Source organism: Acinetobacter defluvii, from assembly GCF_001704615.3.
Classification (GTDB): domain Bacteria; phylum Pseudomonadota; class Gammaproteobacteria; order Pseudomonadales; family Moraxellaceae; genus Acinetobacter; species Acinetobacter defluvii.
The window spans coordinates 244,921-264,764 of sequence record NZ_CP029396.2 but is presented as its reverse complement, the minus strand read 5'-3'; the positions used below and the strand labels follow the sequence as shown (position 1 = coordinate 264,764).

Below are 19,844 nucleotides of genomic sequence, written 5' to 3'. Positions count from 1 at the left end.
TTGATAAACTATGGAAAAAGTGTGGAGAATAAAAAAAATATCGATAAAATAAATAAGTTCTTAGTAAAGGATTATTTTATGTTTGATAGTTCATTCTCATTTGATTGCCGTGACAAACTAATTCTTGTTGTTGAGGATGAATATGATATTGGTGATATTATTGAACAGTATCTAAAAAAAGAAGGGATGCGTGTCATACGTGCTATGAACGGTAGACAAGCTATAGAGCTCCATTCGTCTCAACCTATTGATTTATTATTGTTAGATATTAAATTACCAGAAATAAATGGATGGGATGTTCTTAAAAAAATTCGACAAACTAATGATACCCCAGTCATCATGTTAACCGCACTTGATCAAGATATTGATAAAGTTATGGCACTCCGAATGGGCGCTGATGATTTTGTGGTAAAACCTTTTAATCCTAATGAAGTCGTAGCAAGAGTATATGCTGTATTAAGACGCAGCCAACAAAACCAGCAAGCAAAAAATAAGAATTTGCATTATAAAAATATTGAAATTCAAACGGATACTCATAGTGTATTTATTAATTTAAGTTCATCATCACCAAAGCTGAACTTAACTTTAACAGAGTATAAAATTTTAATGCTCATGATAGCACAACCACATAAGGTGTTTACTAGAGGAGAGTTGATGAGTTATTGCATGCCAGATGGTAATGCTTTAGAAAGAACTGTTGATAGTCATGTGAGTAAATTAAGAAAAAAACTTGAAGAACATGGCTTAAATCATATGCTTATTAATGTACGAGGCGTAGGCTATCGTTTGGATAATTTAAATGAAAAGTAAAAGTAAAATTAAAATTAAAATTAGTAAACAGCTAATTATTACATTCAGTATTTTGAATTTTAGTATTACTTTTTTTACTTTAACTTTTGGTTATTTAATTTATGCCATTGCCATTGAAGCGAAATTAGTTACATGGGAAAAACTTGGGCAGAACTGGCCTTATCTTCATTTATTAGACTTAGTTTGGTTACTAATAGTATTAATTATAGGATTTTTCTTATCTATTTTTTTAGGAATACGGCTTTCTCAACGATTTGTTAGACCAATTGAATCTATAGCCGTAGCAACTCAAAAAATTAGTCAAGGGGATTTAACAGCAAGAGTTGAAAACAATAAATATGTAAATGCTGAAATTTCAGAGCTTATAGATAATTTTAATGATATGGCCCATAAACTTGAAGTTTCAATAAAAAATGCTCATGTGTGGAATGCAGCGATAGCACATGAATTACGTACTCCAGTTACAATTCTTCAAGGCCGACTACAGGGTATTGTCGATAATGTATTTGAGCCTAGTCCCGCTCTAATGAAAAGTCTACTAAACCAGACTGAAGGGTTATCGTATTTGGTTGAGGATCTGAGAGTATTAAGTTTAATTGAGAATCAACAGCTTAAGTTAAATATAGAGCCAACCAATTTCCAAAAAAGCGTATCAAAAATTATTTTAATGTTTAGTGAGAAATTAGAGGAAGCTAAAATTACTATTCACTCTGAAGTATCAGATGACATAGTGTATTGTGATAGTCGCCGAATGGAACAGGTATTAATTGCTTTAGTAGATAATGCTATACGCTATGCCAATCCAGGCTTACTAAGTATTACATCATTTGTTCAACGACATATATGGACATTAATGATACAAGATGACGGGCCAGGTATTTCTATGGAATATCAAGAAGAACTATTTAAACCTTTTTTCAGGATAGAAGACTCAAGAAATAAAGCATTTGGCGGAACTGGTTTAGGGCTAGCTGTTGTTAATGCAATTATTAATGCTCATCATGGAACCATTCAGTATGAAAATAGGAATTCTAAAAGTGTATTTACTATTAGGATAAACTTCGAATAATAAAAGGCGGATTCAAGCGGCAAGTGCAACAGTATAAAAACCAGCCATAACTTCACTCGGTGTATACCAACCTAGTGTTTTTCTAGGACGATGGTTGAGTGCAAATTCTATCTGCTCTATTTGTTCGTTTGACACGTCATCAAACGATGATGATTTTGGCAGATATTGACGGATTAAACCATTCGTATTTTCATTCCTTGCTCGTTGAATAGACTTGTAAGGATCAGCAAAATACGTCTCTATGCCAACATCAGTAATTCTTTTGTGTTCGGAAAATTCTTTGCCATTATCAAATGTTACACTATAAGCATGGCTCATTTGTAAACGATCTAATGCACAAGTAATCGTTTGAGAGGATGCTCTCGTTGGCCCTAAATGAACAATATGTACATACAGGCTCTTTCGATCAACGAGAGTCAATAAAGCACCTTTATGATGTTTACCAATCACCGTGTCACCTTCGAAATCTCCTAAACGTTGTCGTTGATCAATGACCTGGTCTCGGCAGTGAATACTTGTTTTATCAATGATTTGACCCCTACGATCCGTGTTTTTGTAACCGCGTTTTCGATATTTCTTCTGATGCCTTAAGTGTAGATGAAGTTTACCGCCTTTTGATTTATCTTGATAAATGTACTGGTAAATCCACTCATGTGAAGGTACATCCAGCCAACCGCGTTGTGTTAAAGCACCTGAAATTTGTTCTGGTGACCAGTCCAAACCAATCAAATAATCAATATAAGCGAAGGCAAATGCTGTCATTGATGATGAAGGACGATACCGTCTTTGACTTGCAAATTTAGCTGCCTGTTGAGCTCTATATCCACGTTGTCCAGTATTTCTTTTTAATTCACGGTAGATGGTTGATCGTGAACGTCCTAACTCCCGAGCAAGGGAGGCGATTGAACTTTTACTTTTCAAAGTAGCATAAATTTCGTATCTTTCATCTTGAGAGAGTTGGGTGTATTTCTTCATTGTGTGCTTTCCAATTGCGAGTTGAAAAAGTCTAATGATTCTATGAATACACCTAACTTTTTCAACTGACTACAAATGTGTTGCACTTGGGATTTGAATCTGCGTGGTTCAAATCGGAACATTCCGCAAACAAGCAGTCTATCAAAAGACTATACCTGAATGATAGCGAGCCAAATCGCATACAATATCTATCATTAGACTTAATGCAATAATTAAATGATAGTATTATCATTAATCTAATAGAATTAAGATTAAATGATAGAAATGAATACACGTATTTATCTACGAGCTTCAACTAAAGATCAAGATGCAGAAAGGGCTTTGCAGATTCTTCAGGATCTAAACCAAAACTTGAATTTGGGTGAAACCATTGTGTACGTGGAAAACTATAGTGGTACGAAGTTAGACCGACCTGAATTGAATAAGCTACTGTCAGAAGCAAATCAAGGTGACACATTGTTAGTTGAAAGTATTGACCGCTTATCACGCCTAACCCAACGAGATTTTCAAGAGCTGAAGCGCAGGATCCAGGAGAAGGGACTTCGTTTAGTCGTAGCAGATCTTCCTACTACCTACCAAATGATTCAAACCAGTGACAGCATTACTCATTCAATCTTGGAACTCATCAACAATATGTTGATTGATCTTCTGGCAACAATGGCCCGCCTAGACAATGAGAAACGTATAGAACGTATTAAGCAGGGCCTGGCACGTTCGGGTTACAAACCAACAGGCAAGAAGGCAAATGAGGCTAAACATAAACGAATAAAAGAATTGCTAGTAGTTGGCAATATGACTAAGGAAGAAATTGCCAAAGCAGTGAATTGTGGAGTTGCAACTGTCTATCGAGTTGCTAAAGTTATCTAAAAGAGGCTTATCTCAACGCGCCCCCAATGGGGCACCGCTGCATTCAGGTTACTTCACATAAGAAATTTTATGTTAAATGATTGTTAGAAATGCCCCTTGATCGAGGCATTTTCTATAAAGAATACTAAAAACTAATTAAAGCCAACCAAGTTTCAAAACAAGGCAGTTCTCAGCAATCATATTTTTAAATTATATAACTCCCAACTGAGCTTTTGCTCCAACGATAAGGCTTTCATTTTGAGTTTCTAAGGCAAATAAACCATACATCAAAGGAGAGGCCGCTGCTCTTTCTAAAGTCTGTTCATATAGTTTATTCCAAACTTTACCCCCTAGTTTTTCATACTCGATGATTAGAGTTTTGAGGCTTTCTTCTCCAAACAAAGTTACATGCCCAGCAAAATCAATCGCTGGGTCATCTATATGGGCTGTTGACCAATCAATAACGCCTGAAACAGCTCCATCCTTTGAAGCTAGTACATGCCCAGCATATAAATCGCCATGTATAAATTGGGTGAAATCTGCCCATAGAACATCATTATCCAACCATTTTCTGTAGCGGGTTTCCAATTGCTCACTTATACCAATTTCAGATTTTACTAACTGCAAATTGTTTGCTATTTCAGGTCTTAAATCTGAAGGTTTCATAATTTTCAAATCATTTTCCCGAACTTCTTTTTCAGGAATACTATGGATTTCAAATAAGGTTTTTGCCAAAGATGTTATGTATTTCGGGCTATCTTTGTCCATATTCCAAATTATTTCATAGGTTTCAGCATCCAAATTTAAAACAGGATTATCTTTAAGTATGGGATAAGCCACTAATTCTGTAGATGAAATTCTCCAATCAGGAACCTCTACAGAAAGATGTTTTTTTACCAATTCTAAAATGCGTTTTTCTTTCTTGATTTGTTCCCTCATGCCATCACGACGAGGAATACGCAGCAACCATTGTTGCCCCTTTGTATCAAGAGCAAAAACGACCTTAAAATCAATGCCCATTTCATTGAAATTCATTTTGTCCGTAAGCAACAAGCCGTGTGCTTCAGCAAGTGATTGAATATCTTGAATTGTCATTTTTAATTTCCTTTAAAGAGTTCAATAATTAATGTTCGGATTAGATTGGCTATCATTAACAATCTCTCTCAAAAGTCTTGATGATTTTGTGGTCTTTGATCTCGTAGATAATGTCAGCAATATTATCGACCAATTGCTTGTCATGAGATACGAAGATAATAGTTCCTGCATAGGACTTCATCATTGTTTCTAATGCGGCAATACTTTTTAGGTCAAGATAGTTTCCTGGTTCATCCATAAGCAAAATATTATATTTTCCTAAAAGCATTTTGGATAAAAGCAGTTTGATGATTTCACCTCCCGATAAGTCGGATAAGTTTTTTTGAATATCATTCGCTCCGATCCCCATTGAAGCCAATACTGCACGAATTTCCGCAACTGTGTACTCGCACTCTTCCTGCATAAAGGAGAGCACAGATTTATGCGTGTTAAATTTATATCCTGTTTGTGTAAAGTAGCCAATTTCAGCTTTTGGAGATATGGTTAATCCATCAGCACGTTCTGATATCATTTTTAACAAGGACGTTTTCCCTGTTCCATTCGATCCAGTTATAGCGACTTTAGCGCCAAGCGGTATTATAAAGTTAGCGTCATCAAAGATAGTACGGCTACCAAATTTTAAGCTCAGACCATCTGCCGTAATCGGGAACTTATTGTGCAGTTCTAGGGCTGAACTTTGACGAAAACGAATAGAACGCAAATGCTCTGGTGCTTGAATATCTTCTAATGCAGCCAAACGCTTTTCCATACTCTTAGCTGCCTGATACAGTTTTCTTTGCTTGGTGCCAGTCATTTTTGCATGCCCAAGTCGTCCAGCACTTTCGGTAGAGTTTTTGGATTTTTCTCCTTTTTTCTTATTGTCTAATCGATTAGCTTGCTGGCGTTTTTCTTGCACAGCAGATTCTAATCGCTCCCGTTCCTTCATCATCAGCTCATATTCTACGGCTTGGTGTTGTCGCTCTTCTTCTTTTTGACGCAAGTAATCCGAGTAACCACCCCAATATTCCGTAATTTTACCGTCTTTTAACTCCCATATCTTGTCTACAACCATATCAAGAAAATATCGGTCATGACTGATAACAAGTAATGCTCCATCAAATGCTTTAAGTTGACCAATAAGTAGATCTATTCCATTGAGATCAAGGTGGCTGGTTGGTTCATCCGCTAGAATGCCATGTACTTGTTGGGAAAATGCGGCAGCAATTTTTGCACGAGTTTCCTCTCCGCCACTCATTGTGTCGTTTTGTACATTGGAAACACCAAGGCGAGATAACATTGCCCGGTCTTCGACCGTTTCTATTTCGATTCCGCCCAGTTGGCTGATATGTGCAAAATCACCAAAACGCTGTAATGTCGCTTCGGCTAAAACAATTTCGCCATTAAGTACTTTGAGTAAACTACTCTTTCCTGCTCCGTTATCACCCACAAGACCAATACGGTCATAAGAGTGAATTTCCAATTCATCAATATCCAAAACATCACGCCCAGCATAATCCAAGCGTATGTTTCTCGCTTTAATAATTAAACTCATTTTTATTTACTCCTGTTTAGCTCTTGAAATTTTTTATGCAGCAAACAGGATTTAGGTGAAAACAAAAGCTAGCATCACAGTGTCCTCCCAAAAAAAAAGCTATTCATCCACAGGGTGGACAAATAGCTAGTCAATTAAGTTATAACTGGAAACTATGCACTAAAAGCATACTTATAAATTAAGCATACTTTTACTTTATATATCCGCATATATTCTTAAAGACACAACAAAAGCCCACCATTATAAAATAGTGTCACTATGCAAATAGTTGTGTCTTAACGAATGCGGATAGAATGCATAAACTTACCTAAAAAATAAAATTCAGTTTTATGATAACTTTACTGTTAAAAGAAGTCTAGACAACCTTGTTTTATGCTTGGATATAAGGCTTATTTTAAAATAATAGTAGTGAAGATTTTCTAAAATTAACATAATACACCTTATACGAAATAAAAATGTAACTCCAAAATAGAAATGTCTGGTTTCTCCAAAGTAAAAATGTCCGCTTTTAGAATATGCACTTTTGCAATTTCGTTAGCGGACGGTTTGATATGTTGGTGTCTATGTCGGATAAAGAACTTAAACGATTGTCGGTCTTGCAGGAAATCTGCGATCAACGCATAACTCAATCCCAGGCTGCTCAGCTACTTCATATTTCAGAACGTCAGATCAGACGCTTACTGCAGAAATACAAAGCTCAAGGTCCCGCTGCATTAGCCCATGCCGGTCGTGGCCAAATCAGCAATTCCAAACTTCCTGAAGAACTCAGACTCAAGTGCCTCAATATTGTTTCTGACCAACTCCATGGTTTCGGACCCACTTTAGCGCATGAAAAGCTCACCACCGTACATGGATTCGATCTTTCAGTAGAAACCCTGCGTTCCTGGATGATTGCAGCTGACTTATGGATTCCTCGATCCAAGCGCCTGAAACGCCCGTATCAGCCTCGTTACAACCGGGATTGCTTTGGTGAACTGATCCAAATTGATGGCTCATATCATGACTGGTTTGAAGGACGCGCTGCTAAATGCTGTCTGCTGGTGTTTATCGATGATGCTACAGGAAAATTGCAGCATTTACGCTTCTGTGAATCAGAATCAGCCTTTGATTATATGATTTCAACACGCTTGTATGTTGAGCAGCATGGTAAGCCGTTGGCATTTTACAGCGACAAACATTCAGTCTTCAGGGTGAATCAAAGCAGCAAGAAAGACACCAAGATTACCCAGTTTGGACGCGTACTCAGTACCCTGAATATCGATATCATCTTCGCCAATTCACCACAGGCCAAAGGCCGTGTGGAACGTGCCAACAGAACCCTTCAGGACCGTCTGATCAAGGAGATGCGTCTGGAAGGTATCAGCTCGATTGAGCAAGCTAATGCCTGGCTACCCTGCTTCATTGAGCAGTTCAATCAGAAGTTCGCCAAGATGGCTTTTAATCCTAAGGATCTACATCGGCCTATCACTGAAACAGCCGAAGAATTAGATGATATTTTTACTTGGCGTGAACCCCGCAGAGTCACGAATAGCCTGACGATTACTTATGATAAATGCGTATATCTCCTGGAAAACACCGAAGAAAATCAAAGGTTGATCGGTAAGTATCTTGAGTTCCTGGAATACCCGGATGGTACTGTAGCCCTCATGCATGATGGCCGAAAGATCAATTACAGCCTCTTCGATAAATTAAGTCAGCTGAATCAGCGAGAGATTGTTGAGAATAAACGGTTGGGTGCTGTTCTGAATCATATCCAACAACAGCATGAAGAACTGAAACAACAAAACAAACGCAATCGTTCTCAAAAGATGCCAAGCAGACGTGCACAGAAAATAGCAATCAAAGAACGAAATCTAAATCCTGTGCTTGACTTGGAATTGTCCATATAGGACATTTCTATTTGGTTATTAGGTAGGACATTTCTACTTAGGAATAACAAAAAATGGGAGCCTTAAGCTCCCATTTTTTAAGTAATTTTTTCAAATAAGGCTTGGGTGAGCATCTAAAATTCGAATCAATGTAGCTGCTGGTCCAGTTGGATAGCGTCGTCCCTGTTCCCAATTTTGCAGGGTACGGGGGCTAATATGTAGACGTGCAGCAAATTCATTTTGGCTCAAGCCAGTTTTTTCACGTACTTCTTTAATATCAGGCAATTCGAGTTCTGTAACTCGGCTTGCTTTAACTTCTTTACGTTTGATAGCTCCAGCTTCTTTGATTGAAGCAACCAAGTCATCAAATAAGTTGTTATCCATGAAATTGCTCCTTCACGAGTTGGTGCAGAATGGCGGTTTCCTTATCTGTTAAATTATCTTTTACTGATTTTGGATAAGCCACTAAGAAAAAGATCTGATCATCCTCGGTGACCCAATAATAAATCACCCGTATCCCACCACTTTTCCCTTTGTTACCTTGAGCACAACGTACTTTGCGAATACCACCGCCATTCTTGATTAGGTCACCTCTATCAGGCTGTACCAAAAGATCTTGCTGAAGTTGACGATATTCCTCATCAGATACAAGGTCTTTAATTTGCTTGGTAAAGATGCTGGTTTCAATAAATAACATGGACTCTTTATACGTCAATGGCGTATTTGAATTTTAGCAGTTTCCATAACAAAAAACGAGAGCTGGTAGATCTCGTTTCGCATAACAGCCATTATGTTAAATTGTAGTAAGAACTTTAATGCGATAGAGCAGAATGTATATGCAAAATAAGCTTGATAACATTATTCAAGAATTAAAAGAACTATCTGGGAATAGTCGTCTAAACATAGAACTACCTGATGATATTTTCATATCTGCTTATGAACGAAAAATAGGTTTTATTTTTCCAAAAGATTATAAAAAAGTTTTGAAAGAGATTAGCAATATCTTTTATGGAACAATTGAATTAGCGTCTCTTACAGATGAGAAAGAATGCTATCGAGGGCTATCTCAGATATTAAATGATGCTAGGGAGCAAGGTCTGCCAGAAGATTGGCTACCTATTTGTGAAGATAATGGTAGTTATTATTGCCTATCTCCTAATCATAAAATTAGATATTGGACAGCAGATGGATATAGCGATGAGCAGTGGGAAGATTTAGCAGATTGGATCAAGCAAGTTTGGATAGATGGAAATTAAGAATTTCTAAAATTAACATAATACACCTTATACGAAATTAAAAAATGGAGCCTAAAGCTCCATTTTTTAATAACTTTTTTTAAATTGCTAAGCGTAAATTCAGTGCTTTTACAACTTTAATCACAGTATCAAAACTAGGGTTAACATCACCAGAAAGTGCTTTATAAAGACTTTCTCGGCCTAAGCCTGTATCTCGTGATAATTGAGCCATTCCTTTAGCTTTTGCAATGTTACCTAAAGCCTTTGCAATGAATGCGGCATCGCCATTAGATTCTTCAATACATGCTTGTAAGTAAGCCTGCATATCATCCTCTGTTTTAAGATGCTCAGCACTGTCCCATTTGCGAAGTTTAATAGCCATTTATAGCTCCTCCTCTAAATCTTGTGCCAATTGCAGGGCAAGTTTTATATCTTTACTTTGCGTAGACTTATCTCCGCCTGCTAAAAGAATAACAACCCTTTGCCCTTGCTTGCAGTAATAAATCCTATAGCCTGGCCCAAAGAAGAAACGTAATTCAGAAACACCTTCACCGACCGGCTCAGTATCTCCAAAGTTTCCATCTTCAACCCGATCAATTCGGACTTGTATGCGTCTTTTTGCCTGCTGGTCTTTTAACTTGGTGAACCAGTCATCAAAGACTTCAGTGGTATATATTGAGTACATAAGTAGAATGTATCCTATAGGATACATTTATGCAAGAAATAAACTTGATATTTGGGGCTCGAAACGGTGATGTTATTCCCAAGTAGAAATGTCCTACCTAATAACCAAATAGAAATGTCCTATATGGACATTTCCAAGTCAAGCACAGGATTTAGATTTCGTTGTTCAATCGCTGTTTTCTGTGCTTGTCTACGTGGCATCTTTTGAGAACGATTGCGTTTGTTTTGGTGTTCCAGTTGTTCATGCTGTTGTTGAATATGTGCCAGCACAGAACCCAAACGTTTATTCTCAACGATCTCTCGCTGGTTGAGCTGACTTAATTTATCAAAGATGCTGTAATTGATTTTTCTTCCCTGATATTCAATGGCTACAGTACCATCCGGATATTCCAGGAACTCAAGATACTTGCCGCCCAATCTTTGATTTTCTTCGCTGTTTTCCAAGATATATACGCATTTATCATAAGTAATCGTCAAGCTGTTCGTGACCCTGCGGGGTTCACGCCAGGTAAAAACATCATCTAATTCTTCGGCTGTTTCAGCGATAGGCCGATGTAGATCCTTGGAATTAAAAGCCATCTTGGCGAATTTACGATTAAATTGCTCAATAAAGCACGGCAGCCACTTATTGGCATCTGCAATTGAACTGATGCCTTCTAGACGCATCTCCTTAATCAGACGATCCTGAAGTGTTCTATTCGCTCGTTCTACACGACCTTTGGCTTGAGGGGAGTTAGCGAAAATGATATCGATATTGAGAGTGCTCAGAACACGTCCAAACTGGGTAATCTTGGTGTCTTTCTTGCTACTTTGATTCACCCTAAAAACTGAATGTTTGTCACTGTAAAATGCCAATGGCTTACCATGCTGTTCGATATATAAACGTGTCGAAATCATATAGTCAAAGGCTGACTCTGACGCACAGAAGCGTAAATGCTGCAATTTTCCTGTGGCATCATCGATGAATACTAGCAGACAGCATTTAGGTGCTCGACCTTCAAACCAATCATGGTGTGAGCCATCAATTTGGATCAATTCACCATAACAATCTCGGTTATAACGAGGCTGATATGGTCGTTTCAGGCGCTTGCAGCGAGGGATCCATAAATCGGCTGCAATCATCCAGGAACGCAGGGTTTCTACTGAAAGATCGAATCCATGCACGGTGGTGAGCTTTTCATGCGCTAAAGTGGGTCCGAAACCATAAAGTTGATCTGAAACAATATTGAGACACTTAAGTCTGAGTTCTTCAGGAAGTTTAGAATTGCTGATTTGGCCACGACCGGCATGGGCTAATGCAGCGGGACCTTGAGCTTTGTATTTCTGCAGTAAGCGTCTGATGTGACGTTCTGAGATATGAAGTAGCTGAGCAGCCTGGGATTGAGTTATACGTTGATCACAGATTTCTTGCAAGACCGACAATCGTTTAAGTTCTTTATCCGACATAGACACCAACATATCAAACCGTCCGCTAAGGAAATTGCAAAAGCGCATATTCTAAAAGCGGACATTTTTACTTTGGAGAAACCGGACATTTCTATTTTGGGCTCGAAACGGTGAATTTCGTATAACCGCCATTATGTTAAGTTAATCAAAATTCTTAATGCACCAAAACCTAAAAATTTAAATGGAGTAAAAATGACTTTAAAGGGGTTAGATATTCAAGAAGATTGTATCAAAGCTATTTCTAATGAATCTTTAATATTTGATATTAAGAATAAAGAGTTTTTAGAGGATATAGAAAATCTTTTATTACAGTATTTTCAAAATTTTAGTAATGATTTAAATGGAATTGAGTTTGATAATTTTTCTGTGGAGTTTTGGTTCGATGCAGGACAATTGATTATTTATCCTGAAAAAGATTTATTAGATCGTAAACCCTTTGAATCTGAATATGATTTAGATAGATTAGACCCTTATTTTTATCTAGTTTGTGAAGAATATAGGATATATTTTGATGACTTAATATCTCGAAAAGTAAGCGATCAAGTATCTGAAAAAGAAGCTATTTCTAAAACTAATGACGTAATTGATTGTGTAAGCAAAGCTATAAAAAATATAAATGATGAAAACAATCTTTTAAAGATGTTAGGCAGGCCTAAATTAGAAATAAGATATTTCGGTGTAACGAAAGAAGAACTTTTAGCAAAAGAAATTCTCGTGAAATGAAGTAGATATTTTTGTCGTATTAAGGAAAACTAAAATTAACATAATGGGCGTTATGCGAAGTCAAAAATGGGAGCTTAAGCTCCCATTTTTATTGATGATTTTTTAATTCTTTCAGCATAGCATCCCGTAAAATTTCATTCATTCGTGTTTGATAACCTTTGCCTTGTGCTTTGAACCAAGCAAGTACATCAGCATCTAACCGAATTGAAGTTTGTTGCTTCACTGGGCGGTAAAATTGATTTTGGCGTACAGCACTGCTCCAATCGGTAATTTCAGGAATATCTGATAGATCTAGCTGATCATCAGGAACCGTGCCTTTAGCAAGCAAGCGTTGAATTTCAGCATCTTGCTTCTCACCAAATTTCTCATTCAGCTCTTTGCGTGAGTATCTAACCATGCTCATATTTGTTTCGCTCCGCTTTAGTCACTTGCCTTGCACTAATGATTCGTATGATTTCACAGTCATCTTCATCAAAAATGGTGTGAGCCACCAATAACATTAGTACGCCTTTAACTCGTCCAATGGTTTGCCAACGTTCTTCACCATCGGTATGTCTGTCTTGGATTGAGATCCGTAATGGATCTTCAAAAACAAGGCTTGCAGTTTCGAAAGAGATATCATGCTTTTTCTGATTCTTTCGATTCTTAGCCTCATCCCATTCAAAATACTGTTCCATAAAAAACATTCAAATTTGTATATACAATAATGTATCACAAAATTGTATAACTCAAGTTGAGAAGCGTAATTTTTAGTCAAATTTATTGGCAAGAACTATCAAAACTGCTCATAAAAAAGCCGACTTGTTTCCAAGTCGGCTTTTGAACATCATCGAGCAAATAATTTATATCATAAGTTTTTGATTTTTATATTTTTCAATTTGTGCTGTTATTCCCAAGTAGAAATGTCCTACCTAATAACCAAATAGAAATGTCCTATATGGACATTTCCAAGTCAAGCACAGGATTTAGATTTCGTTGTTCAATCGCTGTTTTCTGTGCTTGTCTACGTGGCATCTTTTGAGAACGATTGCGTTTGTTTTGGTGTTCCAGTTGTTCATGCTGTTGTTGAATATGTGCCAGCACAGAACCCAAACGTTTATTCTCAACGATCTCTCGCTGGTTGAGCTGACTTAATTTATCAAAGATGCTGTAATTGATTTTTCTTCCCTGATATTCAATGGCTACAGTACCATCCGGATATTCCAGGAACTCAAGATACTTGCCGCCCAATCTTTGATTTTCTTCGCTGTTTTCCAAGATATATACGCATTTATCATAAGTAATCGTCAAGCTGTTCGTGACCCTGCGGGGTTCACGCCAGGTAAAAACATCATCTAATTCTTCGGCTGTTTCAGCGATAGGCCGATGTAGATCCTTGGAATTAAAAGCCATCTTGGCGAATTTACGATTAAATTGCTCAATAAAGCACGGCAGCCACTTATTGGCATCTGCAATTGAACTGATGCCTTCTAGACGCATCTCCTTAATCAGACGATCCTGAAGTGTTCTATTCGCTCGTTCTACACGACCTTTGGCTTGAGGGGAGTTAGCGAAAATGATATCGATATTGAGAGTGCTCAGAACACGTCCAAACTGGGTAATCTTGGTGTCTTTCTTGCTACTTTGATTCACCCTAAAAACTGAATGTTTGTCACTGTAAAATGCCAATGGCTTACCATGCTGTTCGATATATAAACGTGTCGAAATCATATAGTCAAAGGCTGACTCTGACGCACAGAAGCGTAAATGCTGCAATTTTCCTGTGGCATCATCGATGAATACTAGCAGACAGCATTTAGGTGCTCGACCTTCAAACCAATCATGGTGTGAGCCATCAATTTGGATCAATTCACCATAACAATCTCGGTTATAACGAGGCTGATATGGTCGTTTCAGGCGCTTGCAGCGAGGGATCCATAAATCGGCTGCAATCATCCAGGAACGCAGGGTTTCTACTGAAAGATCGAATCCATGCACGGTGGTGAGCTTTTCATGCGCTAAAGTGGGTCCGAAACCATAAAGTTGATCTGAAACAATATTGAGACACTTAAGTCTGAGTTCTTCAGGAAGTTTAGAATTGCTGATTTGGCCACGACCGGCATGGGCTAATGCAGCGGGACCTTGAGCTTTGTATTTCTGCAGTAAGCGTCTGATGTGACGTTCTGAGATATGAAGTAGCTGAGCAGCCTGGGATTGAGTTATACGTTGATCACAGATTTCTTGCAAGACCGACAATCGTTTAAGTTCTTTATCCGACATAGACACCAACATATCAAACCGTCCGCTAAGGAAATTGCAAAAGCGCATATTCTAAAAGCGGACATTTTTACTTTGGAGAAACCGGACATTTCTATTTTGGGCTTACATGTGCTTTTCGTATAACGCCCATTATGTTAAATAGCATGCAATATTGGATACCATACTGAAATAAGTAAAACAGTACCTAATACTCGATTAAAGAGCACCATATGATGAGCTGTAGAAAGTATTTTTTTTGTGATTTTTCCTAAATAAGCCCAAATAAATAAACAAGGTAGAGAAATCAGCATAAAGATGAATGAAAATAGAATGAGTGACTGATAGTAGTTAGCTAGTTGTGCTGTATAAACAGTAATAACAGCAATAGCCATCAACCAGCTTTTAGGGTTGATAAACTGTAAAAAGAAGCCTGTAAAAAAACCATTTTTCTTATTTTGATTTTGGATTTTAGATTCTAGATCAGGTCTATAATTAAAAATTTTCCATCCAATATAGCTTAACCAAATGCCGCCAGTGAAACTTAATATTAATTGAATCTTGGGGTATTCATTGAGTGTTGTACCAATTCCAAGTCCTGTAATTAAGACTAATGATGCAGCACCAATACTTCCACCGAAGATTAAGCCTAATGTTTTTTTAATACTAAATTGATGACTTGTACTAAGAATAAGGAAATTGGTTGGTCCAGGAGTAATTGATGCAACAAAAGAAAAGGCACAAAAAGCTAAAATCGTTTCCAAAATAAAATCCAAAAATTAATAAACTATTTGGCTAGTTTGATAAATATCTTCAAGATATATCTAGAACATTTGTGCACGCTTTTTGATATTGATTCAATGTTATGCCATAACAACGTTTAAACCATCGACCTAGATGACTTTGATCAGAAAAACAAAGATATGAAGCAACAGTTGTTGCTGATAATCCTTTTCTTAACAATTCTTTTGCCTTATTTAAACGGAGTTGGATCAGATATTGATGTGGAGAACAGTTAAAGTTTTTTTTAAATACACGGTTAATATAAAAACGATCTGTTTTCACCAATGTTGAGAGTGTTTGTAAGTCTAAATCATGAAAGAGACTTTCATGTAAAATTTCTTTTAGCTTTAATGCAATATTAGGTAATGTCTGGATAGACTTTTCACGTTTATATAAAATTTTTTTATTTACTAAGTTTTCTAATAAAAGATCTAAATACGTATCTTTCATCAATTGAGATTCATTGTTATTCAATATATTGTAGGTTGAAAGGAGTTATGGTCAAATCTGGTGTACGAGCATCAGGCGGTTTTCCTGTCTGATTGCTCCATTACTTGTTCGCCGTCTTGGAATTTAACGTTATTGACCACGAGGGTTAGCAGTTGAAATCCTTTCAGGCGGTTCCAGCGCTTCTGCGCTGATTGCAGCAATTTATAAACCATTGCTAGGGTTGTGTTTCTTGAACCGCAATTGCGGGTTTTGCTGGTTCTTAAACGTACTGTAGCGAAGGCAGATTCAATTGGGTTGGTGGTGCGTATACTCACCCAATGTTCTGCTGGAAAATCGTAGAAAGCCAACATGCTCTCACGGTCTTTAGCTAAGCATTCCATTGCGCGTGGGTACTTAGCAGTAAACCTTTCCAGCGCTATATCAAAGGCTTTATGAGCCTTCTCACGCGTCTCTGCCATCCAGATATCATGCAGTGCTTCTTTTACTTTGGGCTGTACTGCTTTGGGCAGTTTGTTGAGCACATTGGCCGTTTTATGCACCCAACAGCGTTGTTGTTTGGTCTGCGGATAGACCTTACTCAGGGCTTTCCAGAAGCCCAAGGCGCCGTCAGCTATTGCCAGCTTTGGGCAGGTCGTAAGCCCACGCGCAACCAGGCCATTCAGCAGCTCAAGCCAGCTGGCTTCAGACTCGCGATAGCCTTCCTCAACGGCAATCAGCTCCTTGCGACCATGCTCTGTCACGCCCATCACCACCAGCAAGCACAAACGGTCATCGAGGCGGACGTTGCTGTAAATACCGTCAACCCAAAGGTACGCGTAGCGCTTGTCACTCAAATCGCGCTGTCGCCACTCTCGGTGCTCATCAATCCAGCGTTCCTTGAGCCTGGAAATGGTGTTAGCTGACAGACCTTTGGCATTCTCACCCAGCAAGGCTGCAAGGGCTTCTTGGTAGTCTCCAGTGGAAATACCTTTGAGATACAGCCACGGTAATAACTCTTCAACGCTGCGGGCACGCTTGAGGTATGGCGGTAGCAGTGCGCTGGTAAAACGAATACCAGAGCCGCTACGATCACGCACTTTTGGCACCTTGATATCAACATCGCCAATGCCCGTTTGGATGCTGCGCTCAGGCAAATAGCCGTTACGCACCACAGCTTTGCGGCCATCGGGTAAACGCAGTTCTTCATGAGCTTGCAGCAGTTGCTGCAGCTCTACTTCAACTGCTTGCGCAATGAGCTGACGAGCACCATTACGCAATAAAGCAGTTAGCACATCAGTGCCAGTTTCATCTGGTTGTGAAAGAACATTCAGGGTAATATTTGTCATGGCGTATCGCTCTACTGTTAATTATTTCTTGGAGGAAACAATCAACAGGATACGCCACCCTCTTTTCCCCTCATACACCACAAATGACTATAGCTCGGTTGAAAGTATCAAATGTGAAAGTTGAGGATCAGAACGTAGGGTTGATTCGATAGCAAGTTCGATAGGCTCATTAAATATTCCTTCATAGCTTTTTTTTAACCATGCTGGATCTAAATGCATCATTTTATAAGTGAAGCCGAGAGGATCTGGTGCATTACCATCATGAACTTCTTCAGGTTCAAGCATGAAAGTTTGACCTTGATAGCTATCAATAATTTTTTTTCTACAATTGAATTGTTGATGTCCTAACTCTGTTACCCCTATAAGATAACTTGAGTGTAGATGAGGATCGTATGCAAAGCCTTTGAAGTGGGCATGAATTAGTTCTATACCTGTAGACTTATCCTGTGTGACATTGACCCAATTGCTCATATTTACTTAATTAGTCCTAATGGATTTAGCTTATCAAAAATTATCTAATGAAGAAATTCTAAAATTAACATAATACACCTTATACAAAATGCCCTTGTAAGCCCTTAATCAAGGGCATTTTTAGTCTCTACTTAACATAAAATTTTGGTGGTGCTTCAAAAAGTATGCTGCCTTTAAATGAAGCCATTATTGATGTAAAAGAAAAGAAGGCTAAATCAAAAGCTTTAAAATGGTTTTCAAGCTTTTTTGAAAAATTACAGCTTCTTCTGAAGCTACGCCTAATTCTATGCCTTATTTTGCAATTATTGCCTTCAATACCTACAGTAAAAAATTTACCAATACTTTGCTTACCATTTTTAAAAGCAGTGATGAAACTGTCCCAATGATCACTTGCAATTCGGGTGTAGTGAATATCTAATTGTTTAAGCTTTGTCTTCAATTGTTAGACTGTAGCTAAATCTCGTTTACCCCAAACATAAGCAACAATTTCACCTGTTTCTCGATGATAGGCGTAAATAAGCCATTGTTTATTCTTTTTATTTCCAACAAAATTCCAGAACTCATCTACTTCGAGAGATTCATAATGACTTTGCTGAGGCTGAATTTCATAGGTTGATTCAGTTAAAGTACGTAAAACTTTACCGATACTGATGCGCTCAACTTCAGCAATATCTCGTATACCGCTGCCTCTGACCATCAACTGTAATATTTTACGAGTAATACCTGACTTACATCCTAGATAGCTCAGTGCATGATCACCAATAAACTGACGTTTACAGTCTTTGCACTGATAGTTTTGTTTCCCATCTACTTTGATACCATTTTTCTTTATACTATCACTGAGGCAGGTTGGACATTTGATTGCTAGAGTTATTTGCATTTCTCTATTTTATCAAAATCCAATCGGCTTTTTCTTCAGCATACTTTTTGAAACACTACCAAAAATAGATTAACCTCAAACTTCTAATTCTTATAAATAATGAAAAACACCCAACTTATCTAGCACATCTAAAGACAATTGTTTACGTAGAGCAATATCATCACCAGCTTTCATTTGCATATTTAAAGCAAATGCCACCACTTGCCCATCTGCCTTTTCAACAAAACCCACATACCAACCCACTTGCGGGTCTACAGCCATTCCCCAGCCACTTTTAGCATATAGACGATTCTCCCCTCTGCGCTCTACATACAACATCTCTTTCACTTGTTGCTGAACTTCAGGTTTAAAAGGCAATTGCCCTTGGGCTAAATCATACACAAACTTTACTTCTTGTATAGGTGTAATTGTCAAAGGCCCTTTCAACCAAAATTGATCAACTTCCGTGCCTATTTGCATATTGCCATAACCAATACGTTGCAATTCACTTTGCATTAAGCTTGGACCAATACGACGTGCCAATTCTTGATATACAGGCACTGTAGATGCTTGCATGGCTTCGCCCAAAGTAAAATCTTTGTCCCATGCTTTAAAAAAACGTGGCTTTCCATCCCACTTAAATATTTCTGTAGATGTTGCTTTATGATTTTCTAAACCAATTAGTGCATTGGCAATTTTAAATGTAGATGCAGGAATATAAGCTGTTTTTGCTCGGTCTAAATGCGTGCCATATTTTTTAATATTTTGACCATCATATGTGACAAACACAGCATCAGCTGAGATTTCATTAAAAAGCGCTTGAACATTCTGATCGATGATTGAGTTATTCACTTGTGGAATTGTACTTGTTTTTGCTCGACTCATACTATGCTCAGCACAAGCCCCAATACTTATGCTTAAGCAAACTAAACTCAATATTTTTAATAATTTCATGATATACAACTTTAAAATTTGGTAGTGTTTCAAAAAGTATGCTGAAGAAAAAGCCGATTGGATTTTGATAAAATAGAGAAATGCAAATAACTCTAGCAATCAAATGTCCAACCTGCCTCAGTGATAGTATAAAGAAAAATGGTATCAAAGTAGATGGGAAACAAAACTATCAGTGCAAAGACTGTAAACGTCAGTTTATTGGTGATCATGCACTGAGCTATCTAGGATGTAAGTCAGGTATTACTCGTAAAATATTACAGTTGATGGTCAGAGGCAGCGGTATACGAGATATTGCTGAAGTTGAGCGCATCAGTATCGGTAAAGTTTTACGTACTTTAACTGAATCAACCTATGAAATTCAGCCTCAGCAAAGTCATTATGAATCTCTCGAAGTAGATGAGTTCTGGAATTTTGTTGGAAATAAAAAGAATAAACAATGGCTTATTTTTGTTCAAAAGTCATATTTTACCTCGGAGAAACCGGAC

The 19,844-nt window shown here is 37.8% G+C and carries 21 protein-coding genes and 3 pseudogenes; 7 read left to right on the top strand and 17 right to left on the bottom strand.

What is annotated here, in order from left to right; translation table 11 throughout:
• The first annotated feature begins 78 nt into the window (after positions 1-78).
• Positions 79-810 carry an efflux system response regulator transcription factor AdeR gene (adeR, locus tag DJ533_RS02000; protein ID WP_033917517.1) on the top strand — a complete coding sequence of 244 codons (732 nt, stop codon included), beginning with the start codon at positions 79-81 and terminating at the stop codon, positions 808-810.
• The gene (gene adeS / locus DJ533_RS01995) at positions 800-1,879 is read left to right on the top strand and encodes a two-component sensor histidine kinase AdeS (RefSeq protein WP_043041662.1); all 1,080 of its coding nucleotides are present in this window, start codon (positions 800-802) and stop codon (positions 1,877-1,879) included. The genes adeR and adeS overlap by 11 nt, the downstream gene beginning before the upstream one ends.
• A gap of 12 nt (positions 1,880-1,891) precedes the next feature.
• On the opposite strand, the gene DJ533_RS01990 is transcribed toward adeS, so the two are convergent.
• On the bottom strand, positions 1,892-2,854 hold the full coding sequence (locus DJ533_RS01990) for an IS30-like element IS18 family transposase (RefSeq protein ID WP_033917576.1): 963 nt from the start codon (positions 2,852-2,854) through the stop codon (positions 1,892-1,894).
• A 255-nt stretch (positions 2,855-3,109) separates the two neighbouring features.
• On the opposite strand from DJ533_RS01990, the gene DJ533_RS01985 reads away from it, so the two are divergent.
• Positions 3,110-3,721: a recombinase family protein gene (locus DJ533_RS01985; protein ID WP_015060246.1), complete on the top strand. Its 612-nt coding sequence runs from the start codon at positions 3,110-3,112 to the stop codon at positions 3,719-3,721.
• Positions 3,722-3,910: 189 nt separating this feature from the next.
• Here the strand turns inward: DJ533_RS01985 and DJ533_RS01980 are convergent, their stop codons facing one another.
• Both DJ533_RS01980 and msr(E) read right to left on the bottom strand, forming a co-directional pair.
• A complete protein-coding gene (locus DJ533_RS01980; protein ID WP_000155092.1) occupies positions 3,911-4,795 on the bottom strand; it encodes an Mph(E) family macrolide 2'-phosphotransferase in 885 nt (294 codons plus the stop codon).
• A gap of 55 nt (positions 4,796-4,850) precedes the next feature.
• Positions 4,851-6,326: an ABC-F type ribosomal protection protein Msr(E) gene (msr(E), locus tag DJ533_RS01975; protein WP_000052512.1), complete on the bottom strand. Its 1,476-nt coding sequence runs from the start codon at positions 6,324-6,326 to the stop codon at positions 4,851-4,853.
• A gap of 563 nt (positions 6,327-6,889) precedes the next feature.
• Between msr(E) and DJ533_RS01965 the strand changes: the two genes are divergently transcribed.
• The gene (locus DJ533_RS01965) at positions 6,890-8,215 is read left to right on the top strand and encodes an ISNCY family transposase (protein ID WP_081406156.1); all 1,326 of its coding nucleotides are present in this window, start codon (positions 6,890-6,892) and stop codon (positions 8,213-8,215) included.
• Between the two features lie 90 nt (positions 8,216-8,305).
• Here the strand turns inward: DJ533_RS01965 and nadS are convergent, their stop codons facing one another.
• Complete coding sequence (gene nadS / locus DJ533_RS01960) at positions 8,306-8,578, bottom strand: NadS family protein (RefSeq protein WP_000369781.1); 273 nt, start codon at positions 8,576-8,578, stop codon at positions 8,306-8,308.
• Positions 8,571-8,891 (bottom strand): type II toxin-antitoxin system RelE/ParE family toxin, encoded by a 321-nt coding sequence (locus DJ533_RS01955; protein ID WP_000897307.1) that lies wholly within the window; start codon positions 8,889-8,891, stop codon positions 8,571-8,573. The genes nadS and DJ533_RS01955 overlap by 8 nt, the downstream gene beginning before the upstream one ends.
• A 139-nt stretch (positions 8,892-9,030) precedes the next feature.
• Between DJ533_RS01955 and DJ533_RS01950 the strand changes: the two genes are divergently transcribed.
• On the top strand, positions 9,031-9,450 hold the full coding sequence (locus DJ533_RS01950) for an SMI1/KNR4 family protein (protein ID WP_001180106.1): 420 nt from the start codon (positions 9,031-9,033) through the stop codon (positions 9,448-9,450).
• A gap of 79 nt (positions 9,451-9,529) precedes the next feature.
• Here the strand turns inward: DJ533_RS01950 and DJ533_RS01945 are convergent, their stop codons facing one another.
• The 3 genes from DJ533_RS01945 to DJ533_RS01930 form a co-directional block, all read right to left on the bottom strand.
• Positions 9,530-9,811 (bottom strand): addiction module antidote protein, encoded by a 282-nt coding sequence (locus tag DJ533_RS01945; RefSeq protein ID WP_000985609.1) that lies wholly within the window; start codon positions 9,809-9,811, stop codon positions 9,530-9,532.
• Entirely contained in the window at positions 9,812-10,114 is a 303-nt protein-coding gene (locus tag DJ533_RS01940) for a type II toxin-antitoxin system RelE/ParE family toxin (RefSeq protein ID WP_000286964.1), read from the bottom strand. It lies immediately after the preceding gene.
• A gap of 119 nt (positions 10,115-10,233) precedes the next feature.
• Complete coding sequence (locus tag DJ533_RS01930; RefSeq protein ID WP_008942541.1) at positions 10,234-11,559, bottom strand: ISNCY family transposase; 1,326 nt, start codon at positions 11,557-11,559, stop codon at positions 10,234-10,236.
• A 192-nt stretch (positions 11,560-11,751) separates the two neighbouring features.
• On the opposite strand from DJ533_RS01930, the gene DJ533_RS01920 reads away from it, so the two are divergent.
• Positions 11,752-12,282 carry a hypothetical protein gene (locus tag DJ533_RS01920; protein WP_000172759.1) on the top strand — a complete coding sequence of 177 codons (531 nt, stop codon included), beginning with the start codon at positions 11,752-11,754 and terminating at the stop codon, positions 12,280-12,282.
• Positions 12,283-12,370: 88 nt separating this feature from the next.
• Here the strand turns inward: DJ533_RS01920 and DJ533_RS01915 are convergent, their stop codons facing one another.
• The 9 genes and pseudogenes from DJ533_RS01915 to DJ533_RS01865 all read right to left on the bottom strand — a co-directional run bounded on the left by DJ533_RS01915 (position 12,371) and on the right by DJ533_RS01865 (position 19,359).
• Entirely contained in the window at positions 12,371-12,685 is a 315-nt protein-coding gene (locus DJ533_RS01915) for a BrnA antitoxin family protein (protein WP_004728120.1), read from the bottom strand.
• The gene (locus DJ533_RS01910) at positions 12,672-12,959 is read right to left on the bottom strand and encodes a BrnT family toxin (RefSeq protein ID WP_000438825.1); all 288 of its coding nucleotides are present in this window, start codon (positions 12,957-12,959) and stop codon (positions 12,672-12,674) included. Before DJ533_RS01910 ends, DJ533_RS01915 begins: the two co-directional genes overlap by 14 nt.
• A gap of 256 nt (positions 12,960-13,215) precedes the next feature.
• A complete protein-coding gene (locus DJ533_RS01900; RefSeq protein WP_008942541.1) occupies positions 13,216-14,541 on the bottom strand; it encodes an ISNCY family transposase in 1,326 nt (441 codons plus the stop codon).
• Between the two features lie 134 nt (positions 14,542-14,675).
• Positions 14,676-15,281: a LysE family translocator gene (locus DJ533_RS01890; RefSeq protein WP_000447788.1), complete on the bottom strand. Its 606-nt coding sequence runs from the start codon at positions 15,279-15,281 to the stop codon at positions 14,676-14,678.
• A gap of 49 nt (positions 15,282-15,330) precedes the next feature.
• A complete protein-coding gene (locus DJ533_RS01885; RefSeq protein ID WP_228716447.1) occupies positions 15,331-15,750 on the bottom strand; it encodes a helix-turn-helix domain-containing protein in 420 nt (139 codons plus the stop codon).
• Between the two features lie 71 nt (positions 15,751-15,821).
• Positions 15,822-17,075 carry an IS256 family transposase gene (locus DJ533_RS01880; RefSeq protein ID WP_000182043.1) on the bottom strand — a complete coding sequence of 418 codons (1,254 nt, stop codon included), beginning with the start codon at positions 17,073-17,075 and terminating at the stop codon, positions 15,822-15,824.
• Positions 17,076-17,189: 114 nt separating this feature from the next.
• Positions 17,190-17,546, bottom strand: a pseudogene (locus tag DJ533_RS01875) (AraC family ligand binding domain-containing protein); the annotation flags it as partial.
• Between the two features lie 173 nt (positions 17,547-17,719).
• A pseudogene (locus DJ533_RS01870) lies at positions 17,720-18,426 on the bottom strand (IS1 family transposase).
• Between the two features lie 90 nt (positions 18,427-18,516).
• Positions 18,517-19,359: a carbapenem-hydrolyzing class D beta-lactamase OXA-58 gene (locus DJ533_RS01865; protein ID WP_002002480.1), complete on the bottom strand. Its 843-nt coding sequence runs from the start codon at positions 19,357-19,359 to the stop codon at positions 18,517-18,519.
• Between the two features lie 80 nt (positions 19,360-19,439).
• Between DJ533_RS01865 and DJ533_RS01860 the strand changes: the two are divergent.
• A pseudogene (locus DJ533_RS01860) lies at positions 19,440-19,808 on the top strand (IS1-like element ISAba3 family transposase); the annotation flags it as partial.
• Positions 19,809-19,844: the final 36 nt, after the last annotated feature.

Coding starts and splice junctions, on each gene's coding strand:
- adeR (WP_033917517.1), top strand. CDS start 79: ATGTTTGATAGTTCATTCTCATTTGATTGCCGTGACAAACTAATTCTT.
- DJ533_RS01945 (WP_000985609.1), bottom strand. CDS start 9,811: ATGGCTATTAAACTTCGCAAATGGGACAGTGCTGAGCATCTTAAAACA.
- DJ533_RS01965 (WP_081406156.1), top strand. CDS start 6,890: ATGTCGGATAAAGAACTTAAACGATTGTCGGTCTTGCAGGAAATCTGC.
- DJ533_RS01985 (WP_015060246.1), top strand. CDS start 3,110: ATGATAGAAATGAATACACGTATTTATCTACGAGCTTCAACTAAAGAT.
- DJ533_RS01915 (WP_004728120.1), bottom strand. CDS start 12,685: ATGAGCATGGTTAGATACTCACGCAAAGAGCTGAATGAGAAATTTGGT.
- DJ533_RS01920 (WP_000172759.1), top strand. CDS start 11,752: ATGACTTTAAAGGGGTTAGATATTCAAGAAGATTGTATCAAAGCTATT.
- DJ533_RS01980 (WP_000155092.1), bottom strand. CDS start 4,795: ATGACAATTCAAGATATTCAATCACTTGCTGAAGCACACGGCTTGTTG.
- DJ533_RS01885 (WP_228716447.1), bottom strand. CDS start 15,750: ATGAAAGATACGTATTTAGATCTTTTATTAGAAAACTTAGTAAATAAA.
- DJ533_RS01900 (WP_008942541.1), bottom strand. CDS start 14,541: ATGTCGGATAAAGAACTTAAACGATTGTCGGTCTTGCAAGAAATCTGT.
- DJ533_RS01990 (WP_033917576.1), bottom strand. CDS start 2,854: ATGAAGAAATACACCCAACTCTCTCAAGATGAAAGATACGAAATTTAT.
- DJ533_RS01955 (WP_000897307.1), bottom strand. CDS start 8,891: ATGTTATTTATTGAAACCAGCATCTTTACCAAGCAAATTAAAGACCTT.
- DJ533_RS01940 (WP_000286964.1), bottom strand. CDS start 10,114: ATGTACTCAATATATACCACTGAAGTCTTTGATGACTGGTTCACCAAG.
- DJ533_RS01865 (WP_002002480.1), bottom strand. CDS start 19,359: ATGAAATTATTAAAAATATTGAGTTTAGTTTGCTTAAGCATAAGTATT.
- DJ533_RS01910 (WP_000438825.1), bottom strand. CDS start 12,959: ATGGAACAGTATTTTGAATGGGATGAGGCTAAGAATCGAAAGAATCAG.
- nadS (WP_000369781.1), bottom strand. CDS start 8,578: ATGGATAACAACTTATTTGATGACTTGGTTGCTTCAATCAAAGAAGCT.
- DJ533_RS01950 (WP_001180106.1), top strand. CDS start 9,031: ATGCAAAATAAGCTTGATAACATTATTCAAGAATTAAAAGAACTATCT.
- adeS (WP_043041662.1), top strand. CDS start 800: ATGAAAAGTAAAAGTAAAATTAAAATTAAAATTAGTAAACAGCTAATT.
- DJ533_RS01880 (WP_000182043.1), bottom strand. CDS start 17,075: ATGACAAATATTACCCTGAATGTTCTTTCACAACCAGATGAAACTGGC.
- DJ533_RS01930 (WP_008942541.1), bottom strand. CDS start 11,559: ATGTCGGATAAAGAACTTAAACGATTGTCGGTCTTGCAAGAAATCTGT.